General features: G+C 74.3%; 20 protein-coding genes and 1 pseudogene. 14 read left to right on the forward strand and 7 right to left on the reverse strand.

What is annotated here, in order from left to right:
- Positions 1 to 51 precede the first annotated feature (51 nt).
- Complete coding sequence (locus tag NLX85_RS23440; protein WP_254338515.1) at positions 52 to 1149, reverse strand: mandelate racemase/muconate lactonizing enzyme family protein; 1098 nt, start codon at positions 1147 to 1149, stop codon at positions 52 to 54.
- A 44-nt stretch (positions 1150 to 1193) separates the two neighbouring features.
- On the opposite strand from NLX85_RS23440, the gene NLX85_RS23445 reads away from it, so the two are divergent.
- On the forward strand, positions 1194 to 1991 hold the full coding sequence (locus NLX85_RS23445; protein ID WP_254338517.1) for a tyrosine-protein phosphatase: 798 nt from the start codon (positions 1194 to 1196) through the stop codon (positions 1989 to 1991).
- 4 nt (positions 1992 to 1995) lie between these two features.
- Here NLX85_RS23445 and NLX85_RS23450 read toward each other — a convergent pair whose 3' ends face one another.
- Positions 1996 to 2862: a serine hydrolase gene (locus NLX85_RS23450; protein ID WP_254338519.1), complete on the reverse strand. Its 867-nt coding sequence runs from the start codon at positions 2860 to 2862 to the stop codon at positions 1996 to 1998.
- A 72-nt stretch (positions 2863 to 2934) separates the two neighbouring features.
- Here NLX85_RS23450 and NLX85_RS23455 point away from each other — a divergent pair, with 72 nt between their 5' ends.
- A complete protein-coding gene (locus tag NLX85_RS23455) occupies positions 2935 to 3597 on the forward strand; it encodes a class I SAM-dependent methyltransferase (protein WP_254338521.1) in 663 nt (220 codons plus the stop codon).
- A gap of 72 nt (positions 3598 to 3669) precedes the next feature.
- Here the strand turns inward: NLX85_RS23455 and typA are convergent, their stop codons facing one another.
- Entirely contained in the window at positions 3670 to 5538 is a 1869-nt protein-coding gene (gene typA / locus NLX85_RS23460; RefSeq protein ID WP_254338523.1) for a translational GTPase TypA, read from the reverse strand.
- Between the two features lie 132 nt (positions 5539 to 5670).
- On the opposite strand from typA, the gene NLX85_RS23465 reads away from it, so the two are divergent.
- Together NLX85_RS23465 and NLX85_RS23470 are read left to right on the forward strand one after the other, a co-directional pair.
- Positions 5671 to 7122 (forward strand): DedA family protein, encoded by a 1452-nt coding sequence (locus tag NLX85_RS23465; RefSeq protein WP_254338525.1) that lies wholly within the window; start codon positions 5671 to 5673, stop codon positions 7120 to 7122.
- Positions 7123 to 7152: 30 nt separating this feature from the next.
- On the forward strand, positions 7153 to 8028 hold the full coding sequence (locus tag NLX85_RS23470; protein WP_254338527.1) for a transglycosylase SLT domain-containing protein: 876 nt from the start codon (positions 7153 to 7155) through the stop codon (positions 8026 to 8028).
- 49 nt (positions 8029 to 8077) lie between these two features.
- Here NLX85_RS23470 and NLX85_RS23475 read toward each other — a convergent pair whose 3' ends face one another.
- Complete coding sequence (locus NLX85_RS23475; protein ID WP_254338529.1) at positions 8078 to 10213, reverse strand: MMPL family transporter; 2136 nt, start codon at positions 10211 to 10213, stop codon at positions 8078 to 8080.
- A 138-nt stretch (positions 10214 to 10351) separates the two neighbouring features.
- Between NLX85_RS23475 and NLX85_RS23480 the strand changes: the two genes are divergently transcribed.
- From NLX85_RS23480 to NLX85_RS23500, 5 genes are all read left to right on the forward strand, one after another.
- Entirely contained in the window at positions 10352 to 10879 is a 528-nt protein-coding gene (locus tag NLX85_RS23480) for a MarR family winged helix-turn-helix transcriptional regulator (RefSeq protein WP_254338531.1), read from the forward strand.
- 2 nt (positions 10880 to 10881) lie between these two features.
- The gene (locus NLX85_RS23485) at positions 10882 to 12537 is read left to right on the forward strand and encodes a CocE/NonD family hydrolase (protein WP_254338533.1); all 1656 of its coding nucleotides are present in this window, start codon (positions 10882 to 10884) and stop codon (positions 12535 to 12537) included.
- Between the two features lie 165 nt (positions 12538 to 12702).
- Positions 12703 to 13611: a hypothetical protein gene (locus tag NLX85_RS23490; RefSeq protein ID WP_254338535.1), complete on the forward strand. Its 909-nt coding sequence runs from the start codon at positions 12703 to 12705 to the stop codon at positions 13609 to 13611.
- A 108-nt stretch (positions 13612 to 13719) separates the two neighbouring features.
- Entirely contained in the window at positions 13720 to 14295 is a 576-nt protein-coding gene (locus NLX85_RS23495; protein WP_254338538.1) for a helix-turn-helix transcriptional regulator, read from the forward strand.
- Between the two features lie 56 nt (positions 14296 to 14351).
- Positions 14352 to 15632 carry an MFS transporter gene (locus tag NLX85_RS23500; protein ID WP_254338540.1) on the forward strand — a complete coding sequence of 427 codons (1281 nt, stop codon included), beginning with the start codon at positions 14352 to 14354 and terminating at the stop codon, positions 15630 to 15632.
- A gap of 51 nt (positions 15633 to 15683) precedes the next feature.
- On the opposite strand, the gene NLX85_RS23505 is transcribed toward NLX85_RS23500, so the two are convergent.
- Positions 15684 to 15887 (reverse strand): cold-shock protein, encoded by a 204-nt coding sequence (locus tag NLX85_RS23505; protein WP_091059998.1) that lies wholly within the window; start codon positions 15885 to 15887, stop codon positions 15684 to 15686.
- A gap of 165 nt (positions 15888 to 16052) precedes the next feature.
- Between NLX85_RS23505 and NLX85_RS23510 the strand changes: the two genes are divergently transcribed.
- Positions 16053 to 16739: a methyltransferase gene (locus tag NLX85_RS23510; RefSeq protein ID WP_254338541.1), complete on the forward strand. Its 687-nt coding sequence runs from the start codon at positions 16053 to 16055 to the stop codon at positions 16737 to 16739.
- A gap of 91 nt (positions 16740 to 16830) precedes the next feature.
- Positions 16831 to 17499: pseudogene (locus tag NLX85_RS23515) on the forward strand (DedA family protein); the annotation flags it as partial.
- Here NLX85_RS23515 and NLX85_RS23520 read toward each other — a convergent pair.
- Together NLX85_RS23520 and NLX85_RS23525 are read right to left on the reverse strand one after the other, a co-directional pair.
- On the reverse strand, positions 17470 to 18123 hold the full coding sequence (locus NLX85_RS23520; protein WP_254338543.1) for an MBL fold metallo-hydrolase: 654 nt from the start codon (positions 18121 to 18123) through the stop codon (positions 17470 to 17472). The pseudogene NLX85_RS23515 and the gene NLX85_RS23520 sit on opposite strands and share 30 nt — an antisense overlap.
- An 8-nt stretch (positions 18124 to 18131) precedes the next feature.
- A complete protein-coding gene (locus NLX85_RS23525) occupies positions 18132 to 18848 on the reverse strand; it encodes a maleylpyruvate isomerase family mycothiol-dependent enzyme (protein WP_254338545.1) in 717 nt (238 codons plus the stop codon).
- 232 nt (positions 18849 to 19080) lie between these two features.
- On the opposite strand from NLX85_RS23525, the gene rsgA reads away from it, so the two are divergent.
- The 3 genes from rsgA (at position 19081) to NLX85_RS23540 (ending at position 23965) form a co-directional block, all read left to right on the forward strand.
- Positions 19081 to 20160, forward strand: coding sequence for a ribosome small subunit-dependent GTPase A (rsgA, locus tag NLX85_RS23530; protein ID WP_254338547.1), 1080 nt, complete (start codon positions 19081 to 19083; stop codon positions 20158 to 20160).
- Positions 20161 to 20366: 206 nt separating this feature from the next.
- Positions 20367 to 23312, forward strand: coding sequence for an excinuclease ABC subunit UvrA (gene uvrA, locus NLX85_RS23535; protein WP_254338549.1), 2946 nt, complete (start codon positions 20367 to 20369; stop codon positions 23310 to 23312).
- Between the two features lie 164 nt (positions 23313 to 23476).
- Entirely contained in the window at positions 23477 to 23965 is a 489-nt protein-coding gene (locus NLX85_RS23540) for a Rieske (2Fe-2S) protein (protein ID WP_254338551.1), read from the forward strand.
- Positions 23966 to 23983 lie beyond the last annotated feature (18 nt).

Here is a 23983-nt window from a genome sequence, read left to right on the forward strand (position 1 = left end):
ACCCCCACGTCGCGCCTCTTCGGGCGACCCTATGAAAAATTCCAACGGCACTCAACCGCGCGACTGAATCTTTACTTCACTCACGTTCGCGATGCCGAGCCCCGGAGCGTCCGGCAGCACGACGGTGGCGCCGTCGTACCGGATGCCCCCGGCGACCGGCGACCAGGCCAGCCACCAGGCGGCGTCGAGGTCCGACACGGCCGTGGTGCCGCAGGCGGCGACCAGGCTCGCGGCCGCGCCCAGGCCGACCTGGCTCTCCATCATCGAGCCGACGATCGTGCCCATGCCGTGCGCGGCCGCCAGGTCGAGCAGCGACCGGGCGGTGTGCAGGCCGCCGCACTTGGCCAGCTTGACGTTGACCATGTCGGCCGCCCGGCGGCGGATCACCTCGACCAGGTCGCGCAGGTCGAAGACCGACTCGTCGGCGAGGATCGGCAGCTCCACCCGGTCGCTGACCCAGGCCAGCCCGTCCAGGTCCCGGCGGTGCACCGGCTGCTCGACCAGCTCGACGTCGAGCCCGGCGTCCTCGATGCCGCGGATCACCCGCACCGCCTCGCGCGGCGTCCAGCCCTGGTTGGCGTCCAGCCGGATCCGCACGTCCGGCCCCACCGCGGCGCGGACCGCGCGGACCCGGTCCAGGTCGCCCCGCGCGTCGGTGCCGACCTTGAGCTTCAGCACGGTGAAGCCCTCGGCCCGGCGCCGGGTGGCCGCCGCGGCGAGGTCCACCGCGTCGCCGGCGGCCAGGGTGACGTCCGTCGGGACGCGCAGCGTGGTGCCGCCGAGCAACCGCACCAGGGGTACGCCGAGGCGCCGCGCGGCCAGGTCGTGCAGGGCCACGTCGACGGCGGCCCGGGCCGACTCGTTGCCCGCCACCGCGCGGCGTACCTCGGCGCAGCGGGCCTGGAGGTCGTCGGCGTCCCGCCCGGTCAGCAGCGGCCCGAGCAGCTGCTGGACGCATGCCTCGGCGCCGGCGATCGACGCGCCGGTCACCTGCCAGACCTGCGGGGCCTCGCCGAAACCCGACCGCCCGTCGGTGTCCACCACCTCCACGACCAGGGTGTCCACGGTGGTGGTGCGGCGCAGCGCGGTGACGAACGGGGTGTGTAAGGGGGCCGAGAGCCGGTGGGTGCGTACCGCGGCGATCGTCATGTGGGGCACCCTATATGGAGCTGGCGGCGATCAGGGGAGGGCCGATGACCAGGCGGGACTGGGAGCTGGTGGGCGCGCCGAACGCCCGTGACCTGGGCGGGATGCCGACCTTCGACGGCCGGCGGGTACGCGCCGGCCGGCTCATCCGCACCGCCGCGCTCGGGCGGCTCGCCGACGAGGACCTGCCGGTGCTGGGCAAGCTGGCCCCGGCCTGCGTGGTGGACCTGCGGCACGCCACCGAGCAGGCGGTCGCCCCGCCGGACCGCCTGGTCGGCGAGCCCCGGCTGGTGCACCTGCCGGTCTACGACGCGGCCCACCCGGTGTTCACCTACGTCTCGGCGGTGCTGCTCGGCCACGACCTGGACGCGTACGAGGAGCTGGCCCGAGAGGGCATGCCGGGGGCGATGGCGGCGATCTACCGCTGGTTCGTCACCGGCGAGTCGGCGCGGGCGGGGTTCGGGGCGGCGGTGCGGCTGGCCGCCGACGCGGGGAGCCTGCCGCTGCTGTTCCACTGCTCGGCCGGCAAGGACCGCACCGGCTGGCTGTCGGTGGTGCTGCTCACCGCGCTCGGTGTGGAGGAGCCGGCGATCCGGGCCGACTACCTGCGGCACAACGAGCTGACCGAGAGCCTGCGCGAGGTGCTGCTGGCCGCCATGACCCGCCGCCGGCCGGACCTGGACCCGACCGTCGCCCGGCCACTGCTGGAGGTGCGGCCGGAGTACCTGGACGCCGCCTACGACGAGGTGCGCCGGGTGCACGGCTCGTTCGACGCGTACCTGCGCGACGGCCTGGGGGTGACCGACGGGACCCTCGCGGCGCTGCGGGCGAACCTGCTGGAGTGAACGGTCACCCGGCCAGGTCGTGCCGGGCCGCCCAGACCCGCTCGGAGACGTGCGCGATCAGGCGGCAGGCGTCGTCCTCGACCTCCTCGCCGCTCGGGCCACCGTCGGCCAGGTCGGTGGTGGTGCAGACGACGACGGCGTAGGGCGGCGCGTCGGTGGGGAAGACCACCCCGGCGCCGTGCCGGACGCCGCGTACCCAGCCGTTCTTGTGCGCGATCCGGGTCCCCTCGGGCAGCCCGGCGGCGAGGTCCTCGCGGTGCTCCTGGGCGAACAGCGTGTCCAACATGGCCGCGCAGCCGGCCGGCGAGGCGAGCGGGCCGGGCCGGCGCGCGCCGAGCGCCAGCCCGCCGAGCAGGGCGGCCAGGTCGGCGGCGGTGACCAGGTTGTCGATGCCGGCGTCGCGGGCCGCGAAGTCCTCGATGCCCCGGCCGGTGACGCTGTGCCGGGCACCGGCGAGGCTCCACGCCTCGGCCACGGCGGGCAGCCCGACCTGGCCGATGCAGATGTTGGTGGCCAGGTTGCTGGAGCGGACGATCATCCGTTCGGCGAGCCAGCGCAGCGGCGCCTCGCCGCCCACCCGCGCCCAGACGTCGTCGTCGTTGTCGTAGTGCTGGGCGTTGGCGAACCGGGGCGCGCCGGGCAGGGCGGAGTCGAACGCGTTGCGCACCGGGATCGGGCCGTCCAGGTCGAGCCGGCCGGCCTCGGCGGCGCGGTGCAGCGCCACCAGCACGGCCACCTTCATGGTGCTGGCCGCGTAGTGGGTGGCGTCGGCCTCCCGGGTCCAGGTGGGCGGGGCGTCCAGCCGCCCCACGTACGCCGAGACGGTGCCGGGAACCTTGTCCAGGTGCGCGTCGAGATCCTCCCACGTCATGCCGGTGACCGTAGCGGATCTTCGCGGCGCGCGGGGCTGCGGCCCGGCCGGTGCCGGGTCTAGCGTGCGGGGATGACGACCGCCGCGTACGACGCCATCGCCGACTGGTACGACGAGTACGTCACGACGACGGCAACCGACTACAGCGAGCGGGTCCGGTCGGTGCTGGCCGAGCTGCTCGGTGCGGGACGCGGGCGCTGCCTGGACCTGTGCTGCGGCACCGGGGCGCACGCCGCTGAGCTGCGCCGGCTGGGGTGGCGGCCGGTCGGGGTGGACCTGTCCGCGGGGCAGCTGCGCCATGCCGGGGCGCGGCTGCCGGTGGCGCGGGCCGACGCCACCGCGCTGCCCCTGCCGGACGGCGCGGTGCCGGCCGTGGCCTGCGTACTGGCGCACACGGACATGCCGGACTACCCGGCGGCGATCGCGGAGGCGGCGCGGGTGCTGGCGCCCGGCGGGCGGCTCGTCCACGTCGGCGTGCACCCCTGTTTCGTCGGGGCGTTCGCCGACCGTTCCGAGCCGGGCCGGGCCGTCATCGACGGCGGGTACGCCGAGCGGGAGCGCAGCTTCCGCTCCTGGAACACGGTCGGCGTGCGGGCCCGCGTCGGCGCCTGGCACCTGCCGCTGGCCGACCTGCTCAACGCGGTCACCGCCGCCGGCCTGACGCTGACCGCCGTCCGGGAATCCGGCTCCGGCCCCGTCCCCGACATCCTGGCCCTGACGGCCGTCAAACCCTGACCCCGCACGGCCTCGGAAACGGCGGAGCCCGGGCCGCCGATGGGCGGCCCGGGCTCCGGACGGGTTACCAGGTCAGCCGGCGTGCTTGCGGCGGGCGGCCATCCGGCCGCGCTGGGTCTGGTCCAGCACCACCTTGCGGATGCGCACCGCGGCCGGGGTCACCTCGACGCACTCGTCCTCGCGGCAGAACTCGAGGGCCTGCTCCAGCGACAGCTTGCGCGGCGGGATCAGCTTCTCGGTCTCGTCCGAGGTCGACGCGCGCATGTTGGTGAGCTTCTTCTCCTTGGTGATGTTGACGTCCATGTCGTCGGAGCGGGAGTTCTCCCCGACGATCATGCCCTCGTACACCTCAGTGGTCGGCTCGACGAAGAGCTGGCCGCGCTCCTGCAGATTGATCATGGCGAACGAGGTCACCGCGCCGGCCCGGTCGGCGACCAGGGAGCCGTTCTGGCGGGTGCGCAGCTCGCCGAACCACGGCTCGTACGACTCGAAGACGTGGTGCAGGATGCCGGTGCCGCGGGTGTCGGTGAGGAACTCGGTGCGGAAGCCGATCAGGCCGCGCGCCGGGACCAGCCACTCCATCCGGATCCAGCCGGTGCCGTGGTTGACCAGCTGCTCCATCCGGCCCTTGCGGGTGGCGAGGAGCTGGGTGATCGCGCCCAGGTACTCCTCCGGGGCGTCGATGGTCAGTCGCTCGACCGGCTCGCAGGTCTTCCCGTCGATCTCCTTGGTGACCACCTGCGGCTTGCCGACGGTCAGCTCGTAGGACTCGCGGCGCATCTGCTCCACCAGGATGGCCAGGGCCAGCTCGCCGCGGCCCTGCACCTCCCAGGCGTCCGGCCGCTCGGTGGGCAGCACCCGCAGCGAGACGTTGCCGACCAGCTCCTTGTCGAGCCGGTCCTTGACCATCCGCGCGGTGACCTTGGCGCCCTTGACCCGGCCGACCAGCGGCGAGGTGTTGGTGCCGATGGTCATCGAGATGGCCGGCTCGTCGACAGTGATCAGCGGCAGCGGCAGGGGGTTTTCCGCGTCGGCCAGGGTCTCGCCGATCATGATCTCCGGGATGCCGGCGACCGCGATGATGTCGCCGGGGCCCGCCGAGTCGGCCGGCTTGCGCTCCAGGCCCTCGGTCATCAGCAGCTCGGAGATGCGGACCCGCTGGGTGCTGCCGTCGGTGCGGCACCAGGCGACCGTTTCGCCCTTGCGGATGGTGCCCTGCCGGACCCGGCACAGCGCGAGGCGGCCGAGGAACGGCGAGGCGTCGAGGTTCGTGACGTGCGCCTGCAGCGGCGCGTCCTCGTCGTACGCGGGGGCCGGGATGGTGTCCAGCAGGGTGCGGAACAGCGGCTCCAGGCTGTGGCTGTCGTCGGGCACCGAGCCGTCGGCGGGCTGGGTCAGCGAGGCGATGCCGTCACGGGCGCAGGCGTAGACGATCGGGAAGTCGATCTGCTCCTCGTCGGCGTCCAGGTCGAGGAAGAGCTCGTAGGTGTCGTCCACGACCTCCTTGATCCGGGCGTCCGGCCGGTCCACCTTGTTGATCACCAGGATGATCGGCATCCGGGCCTTGAGGGCCTTGCGGAGCACGAAGCGGGTCTGCGGCAGCGGTCCCTCGCTGGCGTCGACCAGCAGCACCACCCCGTCGACCATGGTCAGGCCGCGCTCGACCTCACCACCGAAGTCGGCGTGGCCGGGGGTGTCGATGATGTTGATGGTGACCGGGTCGGAGCCGTCCGCCGGCAGGTACCGCACGCCGGTGTTCTTGGCGAGGATGGTGATGCCCTTTTCCCGCTCGAGGTCCATCGAGTCCATGACCCGCTCGGTGGTCTCACCACGGGCGCCGTAGGCGCCGGCCTGCCGCAACATGGCGTCGACCAGGGTCGTCTTGCCGTGGTCGACGTGGGCGATGATGGCGACGTTGCGGAGGTCGGTGCGTAGCTGCATACCCTCCATACTCCTGTCTGCGGTTGCCGGGGCACGCCTCGGGGGTCACCCCGAGATCGCCCGGATCTCTGCGGAAAGTGCTGTCCCGACCGTTCCAGCGACTGGCATGCTGGCTCCCGTGCGGGGGACCGGATGCCTGACCTGCTGAACTGGCTGCAGGGGCTGCCGCCCCTGCTGATCTACCTGGTCGCCGCGACGATCGTCGCGGGCGAGACCGCGGTGATCTTCGGACTGCTGGTGCCGGGCGAGGCGACCCTGTTGCTGGTCGGCTTCTTAGCCTACGCGGGGACGCTGCGGATTATTCCGGCGCTGCTGGCCATGACGGCGGCCGCCGTGATCGGAGACACACTCGCCTACCGGGCCGGCCGGCGGTACGGGCCGAAACTGCGTGCCTCCGGCCTCGGTGCCCGGATCGGGCCGCACCGGTGGCGGCGCGCCGACTCGCTGCTCGACCGGCTCGGCGGCCGGGGCGTGCTGGCCGCCCGCTGGGTGGCCTTCGCCCGCACCTTGGCGCCCCGCCTGGCCGGGGCGGCCGGGCTGCCCTACCGGCGGTTCGCTCCGTGGAACGCGGCCGGGGTGGCGAGCTGGGTGGGCGCCTCCGTGCTGGCCGGCTACGCCGCCGGCGAGTCGTACGAGCGGGTGTCCAAGCTCCTGGGCCGGGCCACCGGTGCGGTGCTCGTGCTGCTGGTCTGCCTGGTCGGGGTGGTGCTGGCCGGCCGCTGGCTGGGCCGCAACCCGGACCCGGTGCGGGCGCTGGCCGCCCGGGCCGCCGCCCTGCCTCCGCTGCGCTGGCTGCGCGCCCGCTACGGAGTGCTGTTCTTCCTGGTCGCCATGCGGTTCGGGCCGGCCGGCACGCTGCTGATCAACCTCGGGGCCGGCCTGCTGCTGCTCTTCGCCGCCGGGCTGGCCGTCGCGGCGGTGCTGGAGGCGGTGGTCCGGCACAGCGGGCTCGGCGTGGTCGACGGGCTGGTCGCGGACTGGTTCGCCGCCCGGCGTACCCCCGGGGTGGTCGACCCGGCGCTGGCCGCGGTCTCGGTGCTGCGCGGCTGGGTGCTGATCGCCGCGGTGGCCCTGGTGGCGGCGGTGGTGGCCTGGCGGAACCGGCCCTGGCGGACCGACCTGCTCAGCGTGCTCGGCACCGTGGGGGCGTTCGTGCCGCTCGTGGTGCTGGTGGCGGTCGCCGGCCTGACCGGGCCGGGCGGCCCGGACGGGGCCCCGGACCTGCTGCCCACCCAGAACGCGGTGGTCACGGCGAGCTTCGGCACCCTCGCGTGGCTGCTGTCCCGGGGCGCCCGCTGGCCGGTGGCGGTGGCGGTCTGGACGGGCGCGCTGGCCGGCGTGGTCGCCGTCACCGGCGCGCGGCTCTACCTGGGCTGGAGCACGGCCAGCGGCACCGCCACGTCGGTGCTGCTCGGTGCGGCCTGGGTCACTGTGTTCGTGGTCGCCTGGGCCACCCGGGACCACGCGGTGGGCGGCGACGACCCGCCGGGCCCGGGTGGACCGGCCACAGGGGACGGACCGCCGCGGCCGCGGGCCTCCGGGGCGGCTTCGCGGGTACCCCGCGGCCCCGTCGGTCCCTGCTAGGGTGCGGCGGACGACCACGGGGGAGGTCAGATGCGTCGAGGAGTGGGCCGCTGGGCCACGGCGGCGGTCGCCGCGCTGCTGGCGGCGGGCGCGGTCACCGGGTGCGGCACCGAGGAGCCGACCCGCGAGGTGGCGGTGGAGGCGACCGGCGAGGTGCCCGTCGAGGCGCCCGCGGACGGCCCCGCCGACCTGCCCAGCGACGAGCCTCCGGCGGTCGCGGCCATGGGCGCGAAGCCCGGCGCCAAGCCGAGCGCGAGCGCGTCGCCGAAGCCGAAGCCCAAGCCGACCCGCACCACCACGGCGCCGCTCGCCACGCCGAAGCCGCCCACCGAGACGCAGGTGCCGCCGCCCCCGCCGAAGCCGGCTCCGAGCGGCTGCACGCCCAGCTACCGCGGCACCCAGGCGACCCGCAGCCAGGTGAAGTCGGCGCTGTCCGACGCCGCGGCGCGGACCTACTGGCCGACCTCCGCACCCGACATCAAGATCCCGCTGACCCTCATGAAGGCGACCGCCTGGCAGGAGAGCGGCTGGCAGTCGAACATCGTGGCCTGCGACGGCGGCATCGGGCTCATGCAGGTCATGCCCGCCACCGCGGACTGGATGAACCAGCGGTTCGGCCAGTCGTACGACATCGACGACTACCAGGACAACGCCTACCTGGGCGGCACCTACCTGGCCTGGCTCACCAAGTACATCGGCGACATGTACTTCGAGTCGGACTACCGGCTGGACGCCGCGCTCTGCACCTCGGAGCTGAACTCCTGCCTGCTCAACGCCGTGATCGCGGCGTACAACTACGGGCACGGCGCGGTGGCGCGGGAGGGCGAGCCCCTGGCCATCCCGAACCCGCAGTACGTGCGCAACGTGCGGGCGCTGATGACCGAGTGCGTCTGCCTCAGCTACTGAGCCGACGAGTGCGGGGCCCCGGCGGACGACCGCCGGGGCCCCGCCCGTCTCAGTCCCGCGCGCCGGCCGGCGCGACGGGTGCCGGCGACGTCTCCGCCGTGGCGTCGGGTTCACGGGCGATCCGCCCCGGCCACCAGAACCGGTCGCCGAGCAGGAACGCCAGCGCCGGCACCAGCACCGTGCGGACCAGCAGCGTGTCCAGCAGGACGCCGACGCAGACGATGATCCCGATCTGGGTGAGGGTGATCAGCGGCAGCACGCCGAGCACGGCGAAGACGGCCGCGAGCAGCACGCCCGCGCTGGTGATGACCCCGCCGGTGACCCGCAGCGCGGACAGCATCCCGTCCCGGGTGCCGAGCCGGCGGGCGTCCTCCCTGGCCCGGGTGACCAGGAAGATGTTGTAGTCCACGCCGAGCGCCACCAGGAACACGAAGGCGAGCAGCAACACCCCGCTGTCCAGCGCCGGGAAGTCCAGCACGTGGTCGAAGAGCAGCCAGGCCGCGCCGAGGCTGGCGAAGAACGAGGCGATGACCGTCAGCACCAGCAGCACAGGGGCCAGCAGGCCCCGCAGCAGCAGGACCAGCACCGCCCCGACCAGCAGCAGGATGATCGGCAAGATCAGCCACAGGTCCTTCGTGTTCGCCCGGTCCGAGTCGTAGGTGGCGGCCACCGTGCCGCCGACCAGCGCGCCCTCGGCGGCGTCGGCGCCGGCGACCGCGGGCGGCGCGGAGTCCGGCACGGCGGCGACGGCGTCGCGCAGCGCCTCGACGGCGCGGTCCGAGGCGGCGGTGCCCGGCTCGGCCGCCAGCACCACGTCGACCTGGGCGACCCGGTCGCCGGCCGCGCCGGGGCGGGCGGAGGCGACCCCGTCGACCGCGCCGGCGGCGGCCAGCACCGCCGGGGCCGCGCCCGGGTTGGTGAGCACGGCGACCGGCTGGGTGGTGCCGGCGGGGAAGGCGCGGGCCAGGGTCTCCGCGCCGGCCACCGCCTCGGGCTTCACCCGGAACTGCTCGGTCTCCGACAGGCCGGTGCGGATGCCCAGGCCGCCCAGGGCGAGGGCGGCGAGGAGCAGGGTGGCCAGGACCGCGACCGGCAGCGGCCGGCGTTCGACGGCGGCGCCGAGCCGGCCCCAGAGGCGGCCCTCCCGCGCCGCGGCACCGACCCGCGGCACGAACGGCCAGAACAGCCCTCGGCCGAAGAGCACCAGGACGGCCGGGAGCACGAAGAGCGCGGACGCCATGGCGAGGACGACGCCGGTGGCGCAGGCCACCGCGAGCGCCCGGTTGGTCTCCTGCTCGGACAGCAGCAGGGTGAGCACGCCGAGCACCACGGTGCCGCCGCTGGCGAGGATCGGCTCGGCGGTCCGGCGCAGCGCGGCCCGCATGGCGGCGAACCGGTTCTCCTCGCGGCGCAGCTCCTCCCGGTAGCGGGCGATCAGCAGCAGCGCGTAGTCGGTCGCGGCGCCGAAGACCAGCACGCTGGCGATGCCGGTGACCTGGCCCTCCTGGAGGTGGATGCCGAGCGCGGGCACGATCGTGTCGACGGCGCGCAGGGTGAGCTGCTCGGCCGCGGCGACCACCAGAAGCGGCACGATCCACAGGAACGGGCTGCGGTAGGTGATGAGCAGCAGCAGCGCCACGACGCCGGCGGTGACCGCGAGCAGGGTGATGTCCGCGCCGTCGAAGACCTTGGTGAGGTCGGCGGTGAACGCGGGCGCGCCGGTCACCTCGACGGTCAGCGCGTCGGGCAGGTCGGCCAGCGCCGCGCGGAGGCCGGCCACCTCGTCCACGACGGCCTCCTGGCCGCCGGCGGTGGACAGCGGCACGGCGACAAGCGCCACCGTGCCGTCGGGGGAGAACTGGGCCGGCGCGACCCGGCCGCCGGCGGCGAGCCGGCCCAGCGCGGCGGACACGCCGTCGAGGGCGGCCCGGTCGGGTTCGGCCAGCGGGGCCCGGTCGGCGCGGCTGACCACCACGACGGCGGGCTGCACGTCGCTGTCGGGGAGCTGGTCCTGGAGGCGTTCGACCTGCGTCGACTGCCACTGCACGGACAGGCCGGTGGCGGAGACGGGAGCGGGGTTGTCGGGCCGGGGTAGGCCGAAGACGACCGCGCCGACGACGAGTGCGGCTACCACGGTGAGCCAGGCGGCCAGCCGGCCCCGGGCGACGCGGGTGAACAGTGACATCGGGAAGCCTCGCGAAATCGTGTCGATGATGAGTCTCGCAAAACAAGTATCTTGATAAGCGAGATTATCGGCAGAGGCTCTATGCTGCAACCGGACGGTTCGGACGGGGGGTGGCGGCGAGACGTGGGAGCGCAGGGCATGTACCGGCGGCGGGACGACCGGCGCGGGCAGATGGTCGCGGACATCACCAACGACCTGCGCCGCTACTCGACGGAGGCGCAGCACGTCGGGCACGCGTTCGCCGGCCTGCACGGGCTCAACGCCACCGACCTGCACGCGCTCATCGCGGTGATGGACGCCGAACTGGTCGGTGACCCGATCACCCCCGGGCGGCTGGGGGAGGTGCTCAACCTCTCCTCCGGCTCGGTGACCGCGCTCGTCGACCGCCTCGAACGGGGCGGGCACATCCGGCGCGACCGGGACACCGCCGACCGGCGCAAGGTGTTCCTGCACTACGCCGACCGGGGCGCCACCCTGGCCCGCGACTTCTTCGGCCCCCTCGGCCGGCGCACCGACGACGTGATGGGCCGGTTCAGCGACGACGAGCTGGCCGTCGTGCACCGGTTCATGGCCGAGATGGTGGTCTCGATGCGCGAGCACCGCGACGCCGTGCGCGCCGCCCGGGGCGAGCCGCGCCGCGGCGCGACGGAACGCGCCGCGGACTGAGCGTGCAGCCGCTGGTCACCCGGCTCGCCGCGGCGGCGCTGCGGCTGCCCGCCGCCCGGACCCGGCGCATCACGGTCACCCGGCACCTCCCGGTCCGGGTCCGCGACGGGGTGACCCTGCGCACCGACCACTACGCCCCGGACCTGCCCGGGGCGCCCTGTGTGCTGATCCGCACCCCGTACGGGCGGGGCGGTCCGGTCCGGGTGCTCGGCCGCCTCCTCGCCGAGCGCGGCTACCACGTGGTCATCCAGTCCTGCCGGGGCACGTACGGCTCCGGCGGCGAGTTCGCCCCGCTCGTGCACGAGCGCGACGACGGCCTGGACACCCTCGACTGGCTGCGCCGGCAGCCCTGGTGGACCGGCGCGTTCGGCATGTTCGGCGCCAGCTACCAGGGGTTCGTCCAGTGGGCGGTCGCCGCCGAGGCCGCCGACGAGCTGCGCGCCATGGTCGCCGTGGTCACCGCGTCGGCCACCCGGGACTCGACGTACGCGGGGGAGTCGTTCGCCCTGGACACGGTGCTCACCTGGGCGGAGCTGCTCCAGGCGCAGACCGTGCCCTGGCTGGCCCGGCAGTGGGAGCTCAAGCGCGGGCAGCCCCGGCTCACCCGGGCGCTGGCCCACCTGCCGCTGGTCGAGGCGGACGAGGTCGCCACCGGGGTGACCGTGCCGTTCTTCCAGGAGTGGCTGCGCCACCACACCCCGGACGCCGACTACTGGCGGACCCGGATCTTCGGCGACCGGATCGCCGAGGTCCGCGCGCCGGTGGCGATGGTCAGCGGCTGGCAGGACATCTTCCTCCCCGCCCAGCTCGACGACTACGTCCGGCTCCGGGCGACCGGCGCCCGCCCCCGGCTGACCGTCGGTCCGTGGACCCACGGCAGCCCCGGGCTGCTCGTGGCGGCCCTGCGCGAGGGGCTCGACTGGCTCGACACGCACCTGGCCGGGCGCCCGGCGCCGGGGCGCGCGCCGGTCCGGGTGCACGTCGGCGGCGCCGGCGGCGGCTGGCGTGACCTGCCCGACTGGCCCCCGCCGGCCGAGCCGGCCCGCTGGCACCTGCACGCCGGCCGGGCGCTCGCCCCCGCGCCGCCGGCCGGCTCCGCGCCCGACCGTTTCCGCTACGACCCGGCCGACCCCACGCCGTCGCTCGGCGGCCCGCTGCTGGTCGCCCAGCGGGCCGGCGCCGTGGACAACCGGCCGGTGGAGGCCCGGCCGGACGTGCTCACGTACACCAGCGCGCCGCTGGCCGGGGCGGTCGAGGTGGTCGGCCCGGTACGCGCGGAGATACACGTCCGCAGCGAGCTGTCCTACCTGGACGTCTTCGTGCGGCTCTGCGACGTCGACCGGCGCGGGCGGTCCTGGAACGTCTGCGACGGCCTGGTCCGGGTCGCCCCCGGGCGCTTCCCGCGCGATCCGTCCGGTGTGGTCCGGGTGCCGGTCACCCTCTGGCCGGCCGCGCACCGCTTCGCGCCCGGGCACCGGCTCCGCGTGCAGGTCTCCGGCGGTGCCCACCCGCGCTACGCGCGGAACCCGGGCACCGGCGAGCCGCTCGGCACCGCCGTCACTCTTCGTGCTGGGTGGCGCGAGATCCTGCACGATCCCGAGCATCCTTCGGCTCTGGTGCTGCCCGTCGTCCCGGCGCCGTCCACCGCCGCCCCATAGTTCCAGATAGTGCTCTGAGCTGGGAATTCACTTCCCCGCGTGGATATCCTCGGGGCAAGTGCCCGGTGCCGTGCAGCTATCCGGCGGGGTGCGTCCCCGGATCAGGCGCCTTCACGCGTGGTGATTGTCGTGCCCCGTCGGCAACCGATCCGGAGGGGAGATCCCATGACGTCGGCTCCGGCGAACCTGTTGGCCGTCCGCAACCTGTTGCTCACCTACCTCAACGTCGACAAGGACACCGTACGGAGTCAGGACCTGGAGCCGGCCGAGGTCGGCATCGTCGGCGACCCCAACCACAGGGGCGGTTACCACTGCGGATCCGACCGCGTGGTGCCCAACGACTACTCGGTGGTGGAGTCCACCCGGGACTCCTCGGGGCTGACCCTGCACGCGTCCGCGCTGGACGTCGGACTGTTCTCCGTCTCCTCCGGCGGCGTCACCCACAACCTGCGCACCTTCTCGACCTGGTGCGTGTCGCAGTGCGCCGCGGGCGCCGGGGACGCCAGGGACATCCGGGAGATCATCTACTCCCCGGACGGCACGACGGTGCGGCGCTGGGACCGGTTGGGCAAGCGCACCAGCGGGGACAGCAGCCACCTGTTCCACACCCACTTCAGCTTCTTCCGTGACTCCACCAAGGCGGGCCGGGACCAGACCCCGCTGTTCCGTCGCTACCTCACCGCGATCGGCCTGATCGCCCCACCGAAACCGGAGACCGACATGGAACAGACCGACAAGCTCATCAAGAACACCGGATCCCCCACCCGGACCGTCGGCGACGTCCTGGCCGACCTGGCGAACCTGCGCAACTGGCTCTACTCGCCGGGCACCACCACCGGAGTGGTCGGCCCGCCCCCGGCGAACTCGCCGCTGCAGCAGATGTTGGACATGGCGCGGGCCTGGCCGGCGCTCGTCGCGCAGGTGACCGCGCTGTCCGGCAGGGACTTCACGGACGAGCAGCAGATCGTCACCGGGGTGCTCGCCGGACTGCCGCCGGAGAAGATCGCCGAGGCGATCCCGCCGCAGATCGCCCGGGACGTGGCCGACGAGTTGTCCCGGCGACTGACCGCCTGACCGGGCCCGGTCCCGCGGCGAGTGCCGCGCCGCGGCCCGGGCCCGAGACGACGGGAAAGCCGGCAACAAGTATTGCGCAACACGTCTTGCGGATGTCAGGCTCTCCCCATGGAGAAGCCCACCGTCCGGCACGTCACCGACTCCCGCGTCCTGGCCGCGCTCGCCCATCCGCTGCGCCGCCGCCTCATGGACGTCCTCAAGGTGTACGGGCCGTGCCCCGTCGGCCTGCTCGCCGAGCGCACCGGCCAGGCCCCGGCCAACGTCAGCCACCACCTCAAGGTGCTGGCCGCCGCCGACCTGGTGCTGGAGGCGCCCGAACTGGCCCGGGACCGCCGGGAGCGCTGGTGGCGACTGCGGGACCCGGCGGTGCGCTGGTCCAACACCGACTTCGACGCCGACCCCGCCGCCCGGGCGGTGGCCGACGCGGCCAGCTCGCTGAACCTGGACCGGCACGTCGCCCTGGTCCGGGCCTGGCACGCCGCCCCCGACGAGGCCCACGCCGCCTGGGGGGACGGCCCGTTCAGCACCGACAAGTGGCTGCACCTGACCCCGGCTGAGCTGGCCCAGCTCAGCCGTGAGGTCACCGACCTCTTCGCCCGCTGGGCCGACCGTCCCGCCCCCGACGACGGACAGCGACGCGAGCCGGTCTTCCTGTTCGCGCACGGCGTTCCGGGCCAGCCGTGAGCGCGGGGAGTGAGCCGGGTTTGCGAGCCCCGCAGTCGCGAACGAACCTTGGCACAGTGACCGCCCCGGTCCGCACCGCCGACCCGGCCACCGCGTCCCGGCCGCCCGGGGGACTGCTCCGGCACCGGGACTTCCGGCTGCTCTGGGCCGGGCAGACGGTCAGCGCCGTCGGCAGCAACGTGACCGCCGTGGCGCTGCCCCTGGTCGCGGTGGCCGTGCTCGACGCGACCACGTTCCAGGTGGCGGTGCTCACCGCCGCGGCCTGGCTGCCCTGGCTGCTGGCCGGCCTGCCCGCCGGAGCGTGGGTCGACCGGGCCCGCCGGCGCCCCGTGATGATCGCCGCGGACCTGGTCTCGGCGGCGCTGTTCGCCACCGTCCCGGTGGCCGCCCTGCTCGACCTGCTCACGGTCGGTCAGCTCCTGGTCGTCGCCCTCGGCGCCGGCCTGGCCCGGGTGTTCTTCGAGACCGCCGACCAGGTCTACCTGCCCACCCTGCTACGGCCCGAACAGGTGCCGGAGGGCAACGCCAAGCTGCACGCCACGCAGACCGCCAGTTACCTCGTCGGGCCCGGCCTGGCCGGCCTGATCGCCCAGCTGGCCGGTGCGGTCACCGCGGTCCTGCTCGACGCGGTGAGCTTCCTGGTCTCCGCCGCGTGCCTGAGCCGCATCCGGGCCGTCGAGCCCCGGCCGGGTCGCCCCGCCGGGTCGCCCTCACTCCGCCGGGAGGTCGCCGACGGGCTGCGCTTCGTGGTCCGGGACCCGTACCTGCGGGTGCTCACGGTCTTCGGCGCGGCCAGCAACATCGGGCTCACCGGCTACCAGGCGCTGCTGGTGGTCTTCCTGGTCCGCTCCGCCGGCCTGCCGGCCGGGCTGGTCGGGCTCCTCATCGGACTGGCCAGCGTCGGCGGGCTCATCGGCGCCGCCCTGGCCGCCGGGCTCGCCCGGCGGCTCGGCTCGGCCCGTGCCCTGCTCGTCGCGGGCGCGCTCGCCGGCCCGCCGGCGCTGCTCATCCCGCTGGCCGGCCCGGGCGGCCGGGTGGCCTGGCTGGTGCTCGGCGGCGCGCTGGTCAGCCTCGGCGTCGCGGTGGGCAACGTGGTGAAGGCGAGCTTCCGGCAGACGTACACGCCGCACCGGCTGCTCGGGCGCGTGACCGTGAGCATGCACCTGCTGAACTACGGCACCATCCCGCTCGCCGCCCTGCTGGCCGGGGCGCTGGGCGCCGCGTGGGGGCCGGCCGGGGCGATCCGGGCGATGACCGCCTGGCTCGCGCTGACCCCGCTCATCCTGCTGGCCGGGCCGCTGCGGCGGCGCCGGGACCTGCCGGCTGCCCCGGTGTGAGAATGCGCTGCGGCGGCGGTCGGACCACCGACCGCCGCCACCGGCACGAAGCTACATCGGACGGACGTTGTCCGCCTGCGGGCCCTTCTGCCCCTGGGTCACCTCGAACTCGACCTTCTGGCCCTCGTTCAGCTCGCGGTAGCCGCCGGATTGGATTGCCGAGTAGTGGACGAACACGTCCGGGCCTCCGCCGTCCTGCTCGATGAAGCCGAAGCCCTTTTCCGAGTTGAACCACTTGACCGTGCCGGTTGCCATGCGTCTCTCCCTGTTCAATGCGGGAAGCACCGGTCGCGGCCGGTGATCCCCCTGTACCTTCCCGACAGTAACCGCCCGAACCGCGATTCGCTGCCGGAAGTGCCGGCGTGGCTCACGAATACGCCGTCAGCGAGAAAATCCCTCCGGCCCGGCGTGTCGGGGGGCATGCTTGCCCCGGTGAGGACACAGACGCCGCTGGCCGACCTGGAACGGGAGATCACGGCGCCCGGCAACGGCCTGGACCGGCTCCGGCTGGTCGACGCGCCGTTCGTGCCGGAGGTCCGCCTGCACCTCGCCGAGGACGCCATCCTCTGGTGGGCCCGGATGGAGGCCGCGGCCGGCCGGTCGCTGCCGCCGCCGTACTGGGCCTCCGTCTGGGCCGGCGGGCAGGCGCTCGCCCGTCACCTGCTCGACCACCCCGACCTGGCCGCCGGGCGGCGGGTGCTCGACCTGGCCGCCGGATCCGGGCTGGTCGCCATCGCCGCCGCGCTCGCCGGCGCCGACCGGGTCGTCGCCAACGACGTCGACCCCTGGGCGGTGGCGGCCGTGACGGTCAACGCCCGGGCCAACCGGGTGACCGTGGCCGCCACCGGGGACGACCTGCTCGACGGCACCGCCAGCGCCGATCTCGTGCTGGCCGGTGACGTCCTCTACGACGCCGCGCTGGCCGCACGGGTGCTGCCGTACCTGCAACGGGCCGCCGACCGGGGCGTGCAGGTGCTGGTCGGCGACCCGGACCGGGGGCACCTGCCGTCGGACCGGCTGGAGCTGGTGGCGGCGTACCCGGTGCCCGTCACGGAGCCCTCGGTCGACTCCCCGGTCCGCCGGGTCCAGGTCCTCCGTCCCCGCTGACCCCTCAGGGATCATCCGGAGCCGCACTAGGGGACCGGTGGGGGATCATGCCCGATGTGGTGGGTCGCCCCGGGGCCCTAGCGTACGGAGCATGACGGATCTGCTGGCCCAGGTCGGGGAGCTGCCCACCACCCTCCTGATGGGGATGCTGGGCATGGTCATGCTCGCCGACGCCGTACCCCTGCTCGGGGTGCTGGTGCCCGGCGACGCCGCGGTCCTCGCCGCGGTCGGCGCGGGCCGGCCGGCCACCGGCCTGGCGACCGTCGTGGCGGTGGTGGCCGGCTGCCTCGCCGGCTGGTCGCTGAGCTTCCTGGCCGGGCGGCGCTGGGGCGAGCGGCTGCGGCACAGCCGCCTGGGTGGCTGGATCGGCGAGCCGCGCTGGGCCGCCGCCGAGGCGCTGCTGCGCCGCGGCGGCGGGCGGATGGTGCTGGTGGCTCCGTTCCTGCCGGTGTTCAACGCGCTGCTGCCGCTGGCCGCCGGCGGGCTGCGGATGTCCTACCGGCGGTTCGTGGCCTGCGCGGCGCTCGGCGCCACGCTCTGGGCCGGCCTCTACGTGGCCCTCGGCATCACGGCGCGGGCGCTGAGCGGGCTGCTGCCCGGCGCGCTGAACCCGACCGTGCTCACCATGGCGGTCGGCCTGCTGCTCGCCGGCCCGGTGCTGCTCGGCACCCGGCACCGGCTGCGCGCGGTGACCGGCGCGAACGCCGGCGAGCCGGCCGGCCCGCCGCGCTCACCAGCCGCGGGCCCGCCACTGCGGCAGCGCGGGTCGCTCGGCGCCGAGCGTGCTGTCCTTGCCGTGACCCGGGTAGAACCAGGTCTCGTCCGGCAGCCCGTCGAAGAGCTTCCGCTCCACGTCGTCGATGAGCTGGCCGAACCGCTCCGGGTCCTGCTCCGTGTTGCCGACCCCGCCGGGGAAGAGCGAATCCCCGGTGAACAGGTGCGGCACGCCGGACGGGTCGCGGTAGAGCAGCGCGATCGAACCCGGGGTGTGCCCCTTGAGGTGGATCACCTCCAGCGCGCAGTCGCCGACCGGCACGGTGTCGCCCTCGCGCAGCGGCTCGGCGTCGATGGGCAGGCCCTCGGCGTCGTCGGCGTGCACCAGCGGGCGGGCCCCGGTCTTGGCGACCACCTCCTCCAGGGCGACCCAGTGGTCCATGTGCCGGTGGGTCGTGACGACCGCGGCCAGCCCGCCGTCGCCGATCAGGTCGAGCAGGCGGGGCGCCTCGTTCGCCGCGTCGATCAGCACCTGCTCGCCGGTCTCCCGGCAGCGCAGCAGGTAGGCGTTGTTGTCCATGGGGCCCACCGACACCTTGCTGATGGTGAGCCGGTCGAGCTCGCGCACGGCCGGCGCACCGCCGGGCGTGACATCTCCGCTGTAGGTCATGACGGCGTTCAGATCCATTCCGGTGGAGTCGGCAGGGGACCGTCGGGAGTGACGGTGAGCACCTCGCCCGCGCTGCGGCCGGTCAGCCAGGCGGCGAGTTCCGGCGCGGGGCCGGTGACCATGGGCGCCCCCTCGGGATCACCCACGACGAGTTCGTGCCGGACGCCGTCGAAGCGCAGCACCATGGCCGGCGCCGCGGGGTTGCCGGCCAGGCCGGCCGCCACCTCGTGCAGCAGCCGCTGGGCGAACGCGTCCGGCCAGTCGGCGGGCCGGTAGCCGGCGCCCAGGTCGACGTGGTGCACCTCGACCTCGCGCAGCCGGCCCCAGACCAGCATCGCCGCCGGCCACGGGCCGCGCCGGGTCTGCACGGTGGCACCCCACGCCTCGACCGGCATCTCGGCGACCGCCGCGGTGAACCGCTGCGCGCTGCGGCGCAGGTCGTCCACGAGGTCCGCCGGCCCCCGGCCGGCCCCGGCCTCGATGTCGGCGGACCGCGCCTCGGGGCTGGCGTACATCGGGATGTCCTCGCCCGTGCGGGCGGAGGTGAGCAGGTTCACGAACCCGTCGGCGTTGCGGGCCAGGTGGGTCAGGACGTGGCCGCGGGTCCAGCCCGGCAGCAGGGACGGCGCGGCGACGTCGTCGGCGCCCAGGGCCGCCACGGTACGCAGCAGCCGCGCGGTCGCCTCGTCCAGCTCGCCGGTCAGCAGGAGGGGATCGCTCGTCACGCCTTGGACCCTAGCGGTACGCCGCCGCCGCGTCGCCGCGGAAATCGCTTTCGGCGCGTCGGCGCGACCCCTACCGTCGGGGCCGACGGCTTCAGGTAACGGCGCGGTGTCAGACCCGCCGGGCCGACGCCGTCGCAGGACGCGGGCACCGGGAGTCGGAGCGGAGGTGGTGAGCATGCCGGTCGCAGCACGCGTGTTCCGCCACCACCCCCATCGACACCGATAGGACATCATGACCATCGATCTGACCGCCCTCGGCTGGGACGCCGACCGGGCGGCGTACCTGAATCCACGCGGCGACCACCGGCCGGGCCGGGTGGCCCGCGTCGACCGCGGCGTCTGCACCGTGCTCCGCCCCGAGGGGCCCGTCCGGGCCAGCCTGGGCGGCGGGGTGCTGGCCGCCGCGGCCCGCGACCTGACCGCGCTGCCCTGCGCCGGCGACTGGGTGCTGCTGGCCACCTGGCCGGACGGACCGGTCACGGTGGAGACCGTGCTGCCCCGCCGCACCGCGCTGATCCGGCGCACCGCCGGCAAGGACGCCAGCGGCCAGGTGCTGGCCGCCAACCTCGACGCCGCCGCGGTGGTCGAGCCGGTGCACCCCGCGCCGGACGCCGCCCGCATCGAGCGGCTGCTCTCCCTGGCGCACGAGTCCGGCGCCGAGCCGCTCGTCGTGCTCACCAAGGCCGACCTGGCCCCCGACCCGGCGGCGGTGGCCCGGCAGCTCGCCGCTCTCGCGCCCGGGGTGCCGGTGCTGCCGGTCAGCGCCGAGCGCGGCGCCGGGCTGGAGCCGCTGCGCCGGTACGTCGCCCCGGGGCGCACCCTCGGCCTGCTCGGGCCCTCCGGCGCGGGCAAGTCGAGCCTGGTCAACGCCCTGGCCGGGGCCGACGTGATGCGCACCCAGGCGATCCGCCGGTCCGACGGCAAGGGCCGGCACACCACCACCTGGCGGGCGCTGGTGCCGATCCCCGGCGGGGGAGCGGTGCTGGACACCCCCGGCGTGCGGGCGGTCGGCCTGCTGGACGGTTCGGCCGGCCTGGACCTGGCGTTCGCCGACATCGCCGAGCTCGCCGCCGGCTGCCGGTACGCCGACTGCGCCCACGAGGCCGAGCCGGCCTGCGCGGTGCGGGCGGCGCTGGACAGCGGCGAGCTGCCCGTCCGGCGCTGGGAGAACTGGCGCCGGCTCCAGCGCGAGGTGGCGTTCGAGAGCCGGCGCCGGGAGGTCCGGCTGGCCTCCGAGCGCCGGGGCGGCTGGCGTGGCGGCCGGCGGCGGACCGGGCGTCCGGCGACCCCGCCCGGACCCGGGGCACTCTAGGGGTGCCGGGCGGTCGGGCGGGCTGCGTGGCTTCCCGCCCGACCGTGCTGAGCTGGAGGAATGTCCGCGCGACGGAACTTGTCATACCTCGGGGCTAAAGTTGCCGAGGCGTCTTCCCTGCGCCTCGACAACCCTCGAAAACCGCCCGGACCCCGCGTCGGGCGGACAGATCCGCCTCACATTCTTCTTCCGGGAGCACACGCACCGTGGCCGACCGACTGATCATCCGTGGCGCGCGCGAGCACAACCTGCGTGACGTCAGTCTCGACCTGCCCCGGGACGCCCTGATCGTCTTCACCGGGCTCTCCGGTTCGGGCAAGTCGAGCCTGGCGTTCGACACCATCTTCGCCGAGGGCCAGCGCCGCTACGTCGAGTCGCTGTCGTCGTACGCCCGGCAGTTCCTCGGCCAGATGGACAAGCCCGACGTCGACTTCATCGAGGGCCTCAGCCCCGCGGTCTCCATCGACCAGAAGTCCACCTCGCGCAACCCGCGCTCGACCGTCGGCACCATCACCGAGGTCTACGACTACCTCCGCCTGCTCTTCGCCCGCATCGGCGAGCCGCACTGCCCGATCTGCGGCGAGCGGATCTCCAAGCAGAGCCCGCAGCAGATCGTCGACCGGGTGCTGGCCATGGCCGAGGGCACCCGGTTCATGGTGCTCGCCCCGGTGGTGCGCGGCCGCAAGGGCGAATACGTCGACCTCTTCGCCGAGCTCCAGGCCAAGGGCTACGCCCGGGCCCGGGTCGACGGCGTGGTGCACCCGCTGACCGAGCCGCCCAAGCTCAAGAAGCAGGAAAAGCACACCATCGAGGTGGTCATCGACCGGCTCAGCGTCAAGCCCAGCGCCAAGCAGCGGCTGACCGACTCGGTCGAGGCGGCGCTCGGCCTCTCCGGCGGCCTGGTGCTGCTCGACTTCGTCGACCTCGCCGAGGACGACCCGGCCCGGGAGCGGCGCTACTCCGAGCACCTGGCCTGCCCCAACGACCACCCTCTCGCCATCGAGGACCTGGAGCCCCGGGTCTTCTCCTTCAACGCGCCCTACGGCGCCTGCCCGGAGTGCACCGGCCTGGGCACCAAGAAGGAGGTCGACCCGGAGCTGGTCATCCCGGACCCGGAGCGCACCCTGCGGGAGGGCGCCATCCAGCCCTGGGCCACCGGGCACAACCTCGAATACTTCCTGCGCCTGCTGGAGGCGCTCGGCGAGGCCCAGCACTTCGACGTCGACACCCCGTGGCGGGCGCTGCCGTCCCGGGCGCAGAAGACGATCCTGCACGGCTCCGACGACCAGGTGCACGTCCGCTACCGCAACAAGTACGGCCGCGAGCGCTCCTACTACACCGGCTTCGAGGGCGTGGTGCAGTGGATCGAGCGCCGGCACACCGACACCGAGTCGGAGTGGTCGCGGGACAAGTACGAGGGCTACATGCGGGACGTGCCCTGCGCGGCCTGCGGCGGCACCCGGCTCAAGCCCGAGGTGCTCGCGGTCACCCTGGCCGGCAAGAGCATCGCCGAGGTCTGCAACCTCTCCGTGGGCGAGGCCGCCGACCTGCTCGCCGGCATCGAGCTGACCGACCGGCAGAAGATGATCGCCGAGCGGGTGCTCAAGGAGATCAACGCCCGGCTGAAGTTCCTGCTCGACGTCGGGCTCGACTACCTCTCCCTGGACCGCCCGGCGGGCACCCTCTCCGGCGGCGAGGCGCAGCGCATCCGGCTCGCCACCCAGATCGGCTCCGGTCTGGTCGGCGTGCTCTACGTGCTGGACGAGCCCTCCATCGGCCTGCACCAGCGGGACAACCACCGGCTCATCGAGACCCTGCTGCGGCTGCGCGGGCTCGGCAACACCCTGATCGTGGTCGAGCACGACGAGGACACCATCCGGGTCGCCGACTGGATCGTCGACATCGGCCCGGGCGCCGGCGAGCACGGCGGCAAGATCGTGCACAGCGGGTCGGTGCCGGCCCTGCTGGAGAACGAGGAGTCGGTCACCGGGGCGTACCTGTCGGGGCGCAAGTCGATCCCGACGCCGGTCCTGCGCCGGCCGCAGACCCCCGGCCGCGAGCTGGTGGTGCACGGGGCGCGCGAGCACAACCTGCGCAACCTCACCGTGGGCTTCCCGCTCGGCCAGCTCATCGCGGTCACCGGGGTCAGCGGGTCCGGCAAGTCGACGCTTGTCAACGACATCCTGCACGCCGTGCTGGCCAACCAGATCAACGGCGCCCGGCTGGTCCCCGGCCGGCACACCCGGGTCACCGGGCTGGAGCACGTCGACAAGGTGGTCGGCGTCGACCAGTCGCCGATCGGGCGTACCCCGCGCTCCAACCCGGCCACCTACACCGGGGTCTGGGACCACATCCGCAAGCTCTTCGCCGAGACCACCGAGGCCAAGGTCCGGGGGTACGGGCCGGGCCGGTTCTCGTTCAACGTCAAGGGCGGGCGCTGCGAGGCGTGCTCCGGCGACGGCACCATCAAGATCGAGATGAACTTCCTCCCGGACGTCTACGTCCCCTGCGAGGTCTGCAAGGGCGCCCGCTACAACCGGGAGACCCTGGAGGTGCACTACAAGGGCAGGACGGTCGCCGAGGTCCTGGACATGCCGATCGAGGAGGCGGCCGAGTTCTTCTCCGCGATCCCGGCCATCCACCGGCACCTCAAGACCCTCGTCGACGTCGGCCTCGGCTACGTGCGTCTCGGCCAGCCCGCGCCGACGCTGTCCGGCGGCGAGGCGCAGCGCGTCAAGCTCGCCTCCGAGTTGCAGAAGCGCTCCACCGGCCGCACGGTCTACGTGCTCGACGAGCCCACCACAGGCCTGCACTTCGAGGACATCCGCAAGCTGCTCATGGTGCTCGAAGGCCTGGTCGAGAAGGGCAACACGGTGATCACCATCGAGCACAACCTCGACGTGATCAAGTCCGCCGACTGGATCATCGACATGGGCCCCGAGGGTGGCCACCGGGGCGGCACGGTGCTCGCCACCGGCACGCCGGAGGAGGTCGCCGAGGTGCCGGAGAGCCACACCGGCCAGTTCCTGCGGCCGATCCTCAAGCTCGACGGCGCGGCGAAGGGCGCCAAGGCGGCCACCACCCGGGCGGCCAAGGCCAACGGAAGCGCGGTGAAGTCGCGCACCCGCAAGGTGCCGGCCGGGGCGCGCTGAGCGAGGTGTACGACGGGCGGGCCGGGGTGACCCGGTCCGCCCGTTCTCTGTCCAGATATCCGATTGGTGACGCGCCAGTATGAACCGTGCGGCACCCTGGTCCGTGTTTCGAAGAGTGGCCACGGATCATGACGGGGTGGCGACAGGCGAGAGGGAGGCCGGACATGAGTGATGATCAGGTGCTGACCGGGCCGGGTACGCAGACGCGCCGCGCCCTGCTCGCGGGCGCCGGCGCGGTCGGCGCGGCCGTGGTGCTGGCGGGCTGCGGCGGCGACGACGAAACCGGCTCGGGAGCCCCGGCGCCGACCAGCGGTGGCCCGGGCGCGACAGGCGCCGGCGACGCCGAGGGCGGCAACCGGGACAGCACCGGTCCGCTCGCCCGGACCACCGACATCCCGGTCGGCGGCGGGGCGGTCTTCGCCAGCAAGGGCGTCGTGATCACCCAGCCCGAGGCCGGCCAGTTCAAGGCGTTCGACCCGATCTGCACCCACCAGGGCTGCCCGGTGTCGAACGTCGACGGCGGCACCATCAACTGCACCTGCCACAACAGCCGGTTCTCGATCACCGACGGCTCGGTGAAGCAGGGCCCGGCCACCAAGCCGCTCGCGCCGAAGAACATCAAGGTCACCGGCGAGCAGATCGCCCTGGCCTGACCGTCCCGGCGCGTGCGT

Origin of the sequence: Micromonospora sp. A3M-1-15 (genome assembly GCF_024213425.1) — a bacterium.
GTDB lineage: Bacteria > Actinomycetota > Actinomycetes > Mycobacteriales > Micromonosporaceae > Micromonospora > Micromonospora chersina.

What these genes read in the sequence shown, in the direction of transcription:
- NLX85_RS23440 (WP_254338515.1), bottom strand. Translation starts at nt 1,149, where the DNA reads ATGACGATCGCCGCGGTACGCACCCACCGGCTCTCGGCCCCCTTACAC.
- NLX85_RS23445 (WP_254338517.1), top strand. Translation starts at nt 1,194, where the DNA reads ATGACCAGGCGGGACTGGGAGCTGGTGGGCGCGCCGAACGCCCGTGAC.
- NLX85_RS23450 (WP_254338519.1), bottom strand. Translation starts at nt 2,862, where the DNA reads ATGACGTGGGAGGATCTCGACGCGCACCTGGACAAGGTTCCCGGCACC.
- NLX85_RS23455 (WP_254338521.1), top strand. Translation starts at nt 2,935, where the DNA reads ATGACGACCGCCGCGTACGACGCCATCGCCGACTGGTACGACGAGTAC.
- typA (WP_254338523.1), bottom strand. Translation starts at nt 5,538, where the DNA reads ATGCAGCTACGCACCGACCTCCGCAACGTCGCCATCATCGCCCACGTC.
- NLX85_RS23465 (WP_254338525.1), top strand. Translation starts at nt 5,671, where the DNA reads ATGCCTGACCTGCTGAACTGGCTGCAGGGGCTGCCGCCCCTGCTGATC.
- NLX85_RS23470 (WP_254338527.1), top strand. Translation starts at nt 7,153, where the DNA reads ATGCGTCGAGGAGTGGGCCGCTGGGCCACGGCGGCGGTCGCCGCGCTG.
- NLX85_RS23475 (WP_254338529.1), bottom strand. Translation starts at nt 10,213, where the DNA reads ATGTCACTGTTCACCCGCGTCGCCCGGGGCCGGCTGGCCGCCTGGCTC.
- NLX85_RS23480 (WP_254338531.1), top strand. Translation starts at nt 10,352, where the DNA reads ATGTACCGGCGGCGGGACGACCGGCGCGGGCAGATGGTCGCGGACATC.
- NLX85_RS23490 (WP_254338535.1), top strand. Translation starts at nt 12,703, where the DNA reads ATGACGTCGGCTCCGGCGAACCTGTTGGCCGTCCGCAACCTGTTGCTC.
- NLX85_RS23495 (WP_254338538.1), top strand. Translation starts at nt 13,720, where the DNA reads ATGGAGAAGCCCACCGTCCGGCACGTCACCGACTCCCGCGTCCTGGCC.
- NLX85_RS23505 (WP_091059998.1), bottom strand. Translation starts at nt 15,887, where the DNA reads ATGGCAACCGGCACGGTCAAGTGGTTCAACTCGGAAAAGGGCTTCGGC.
- NLX85_RS23510 (WP_254338541.1), top strand. Translation starts at nt 16,053, where the DNA reads ATGCTTGCCCCGGTGAGGACACAGACGCCGCTGGCCGACCTGGAACGG.
- NLX85_RS23520 (WP_254338543.1), bottom strand. Translation starts at nt 18,123, where the DNA reads ATGACCTACAGCGGAGATGTCACGCCCGGCGGTGCGCCGGCCGTGCGC.
- rsgA (WP_254338547.1), top strand. Translation starts at nt 19,081, where the DNA reads ATGACCATCGATCTGACCGCCCTCGGCTGGGACGCCGACCGGGCGGCG.
- NLX85_RS23540 (WP_254338551.1), top strand. Translation starts at nt 23,477, where the DNA reads ATGAGTGATGATCAGGTGCTGACCGGGCCGGGTACGCAGACGCGCCGC.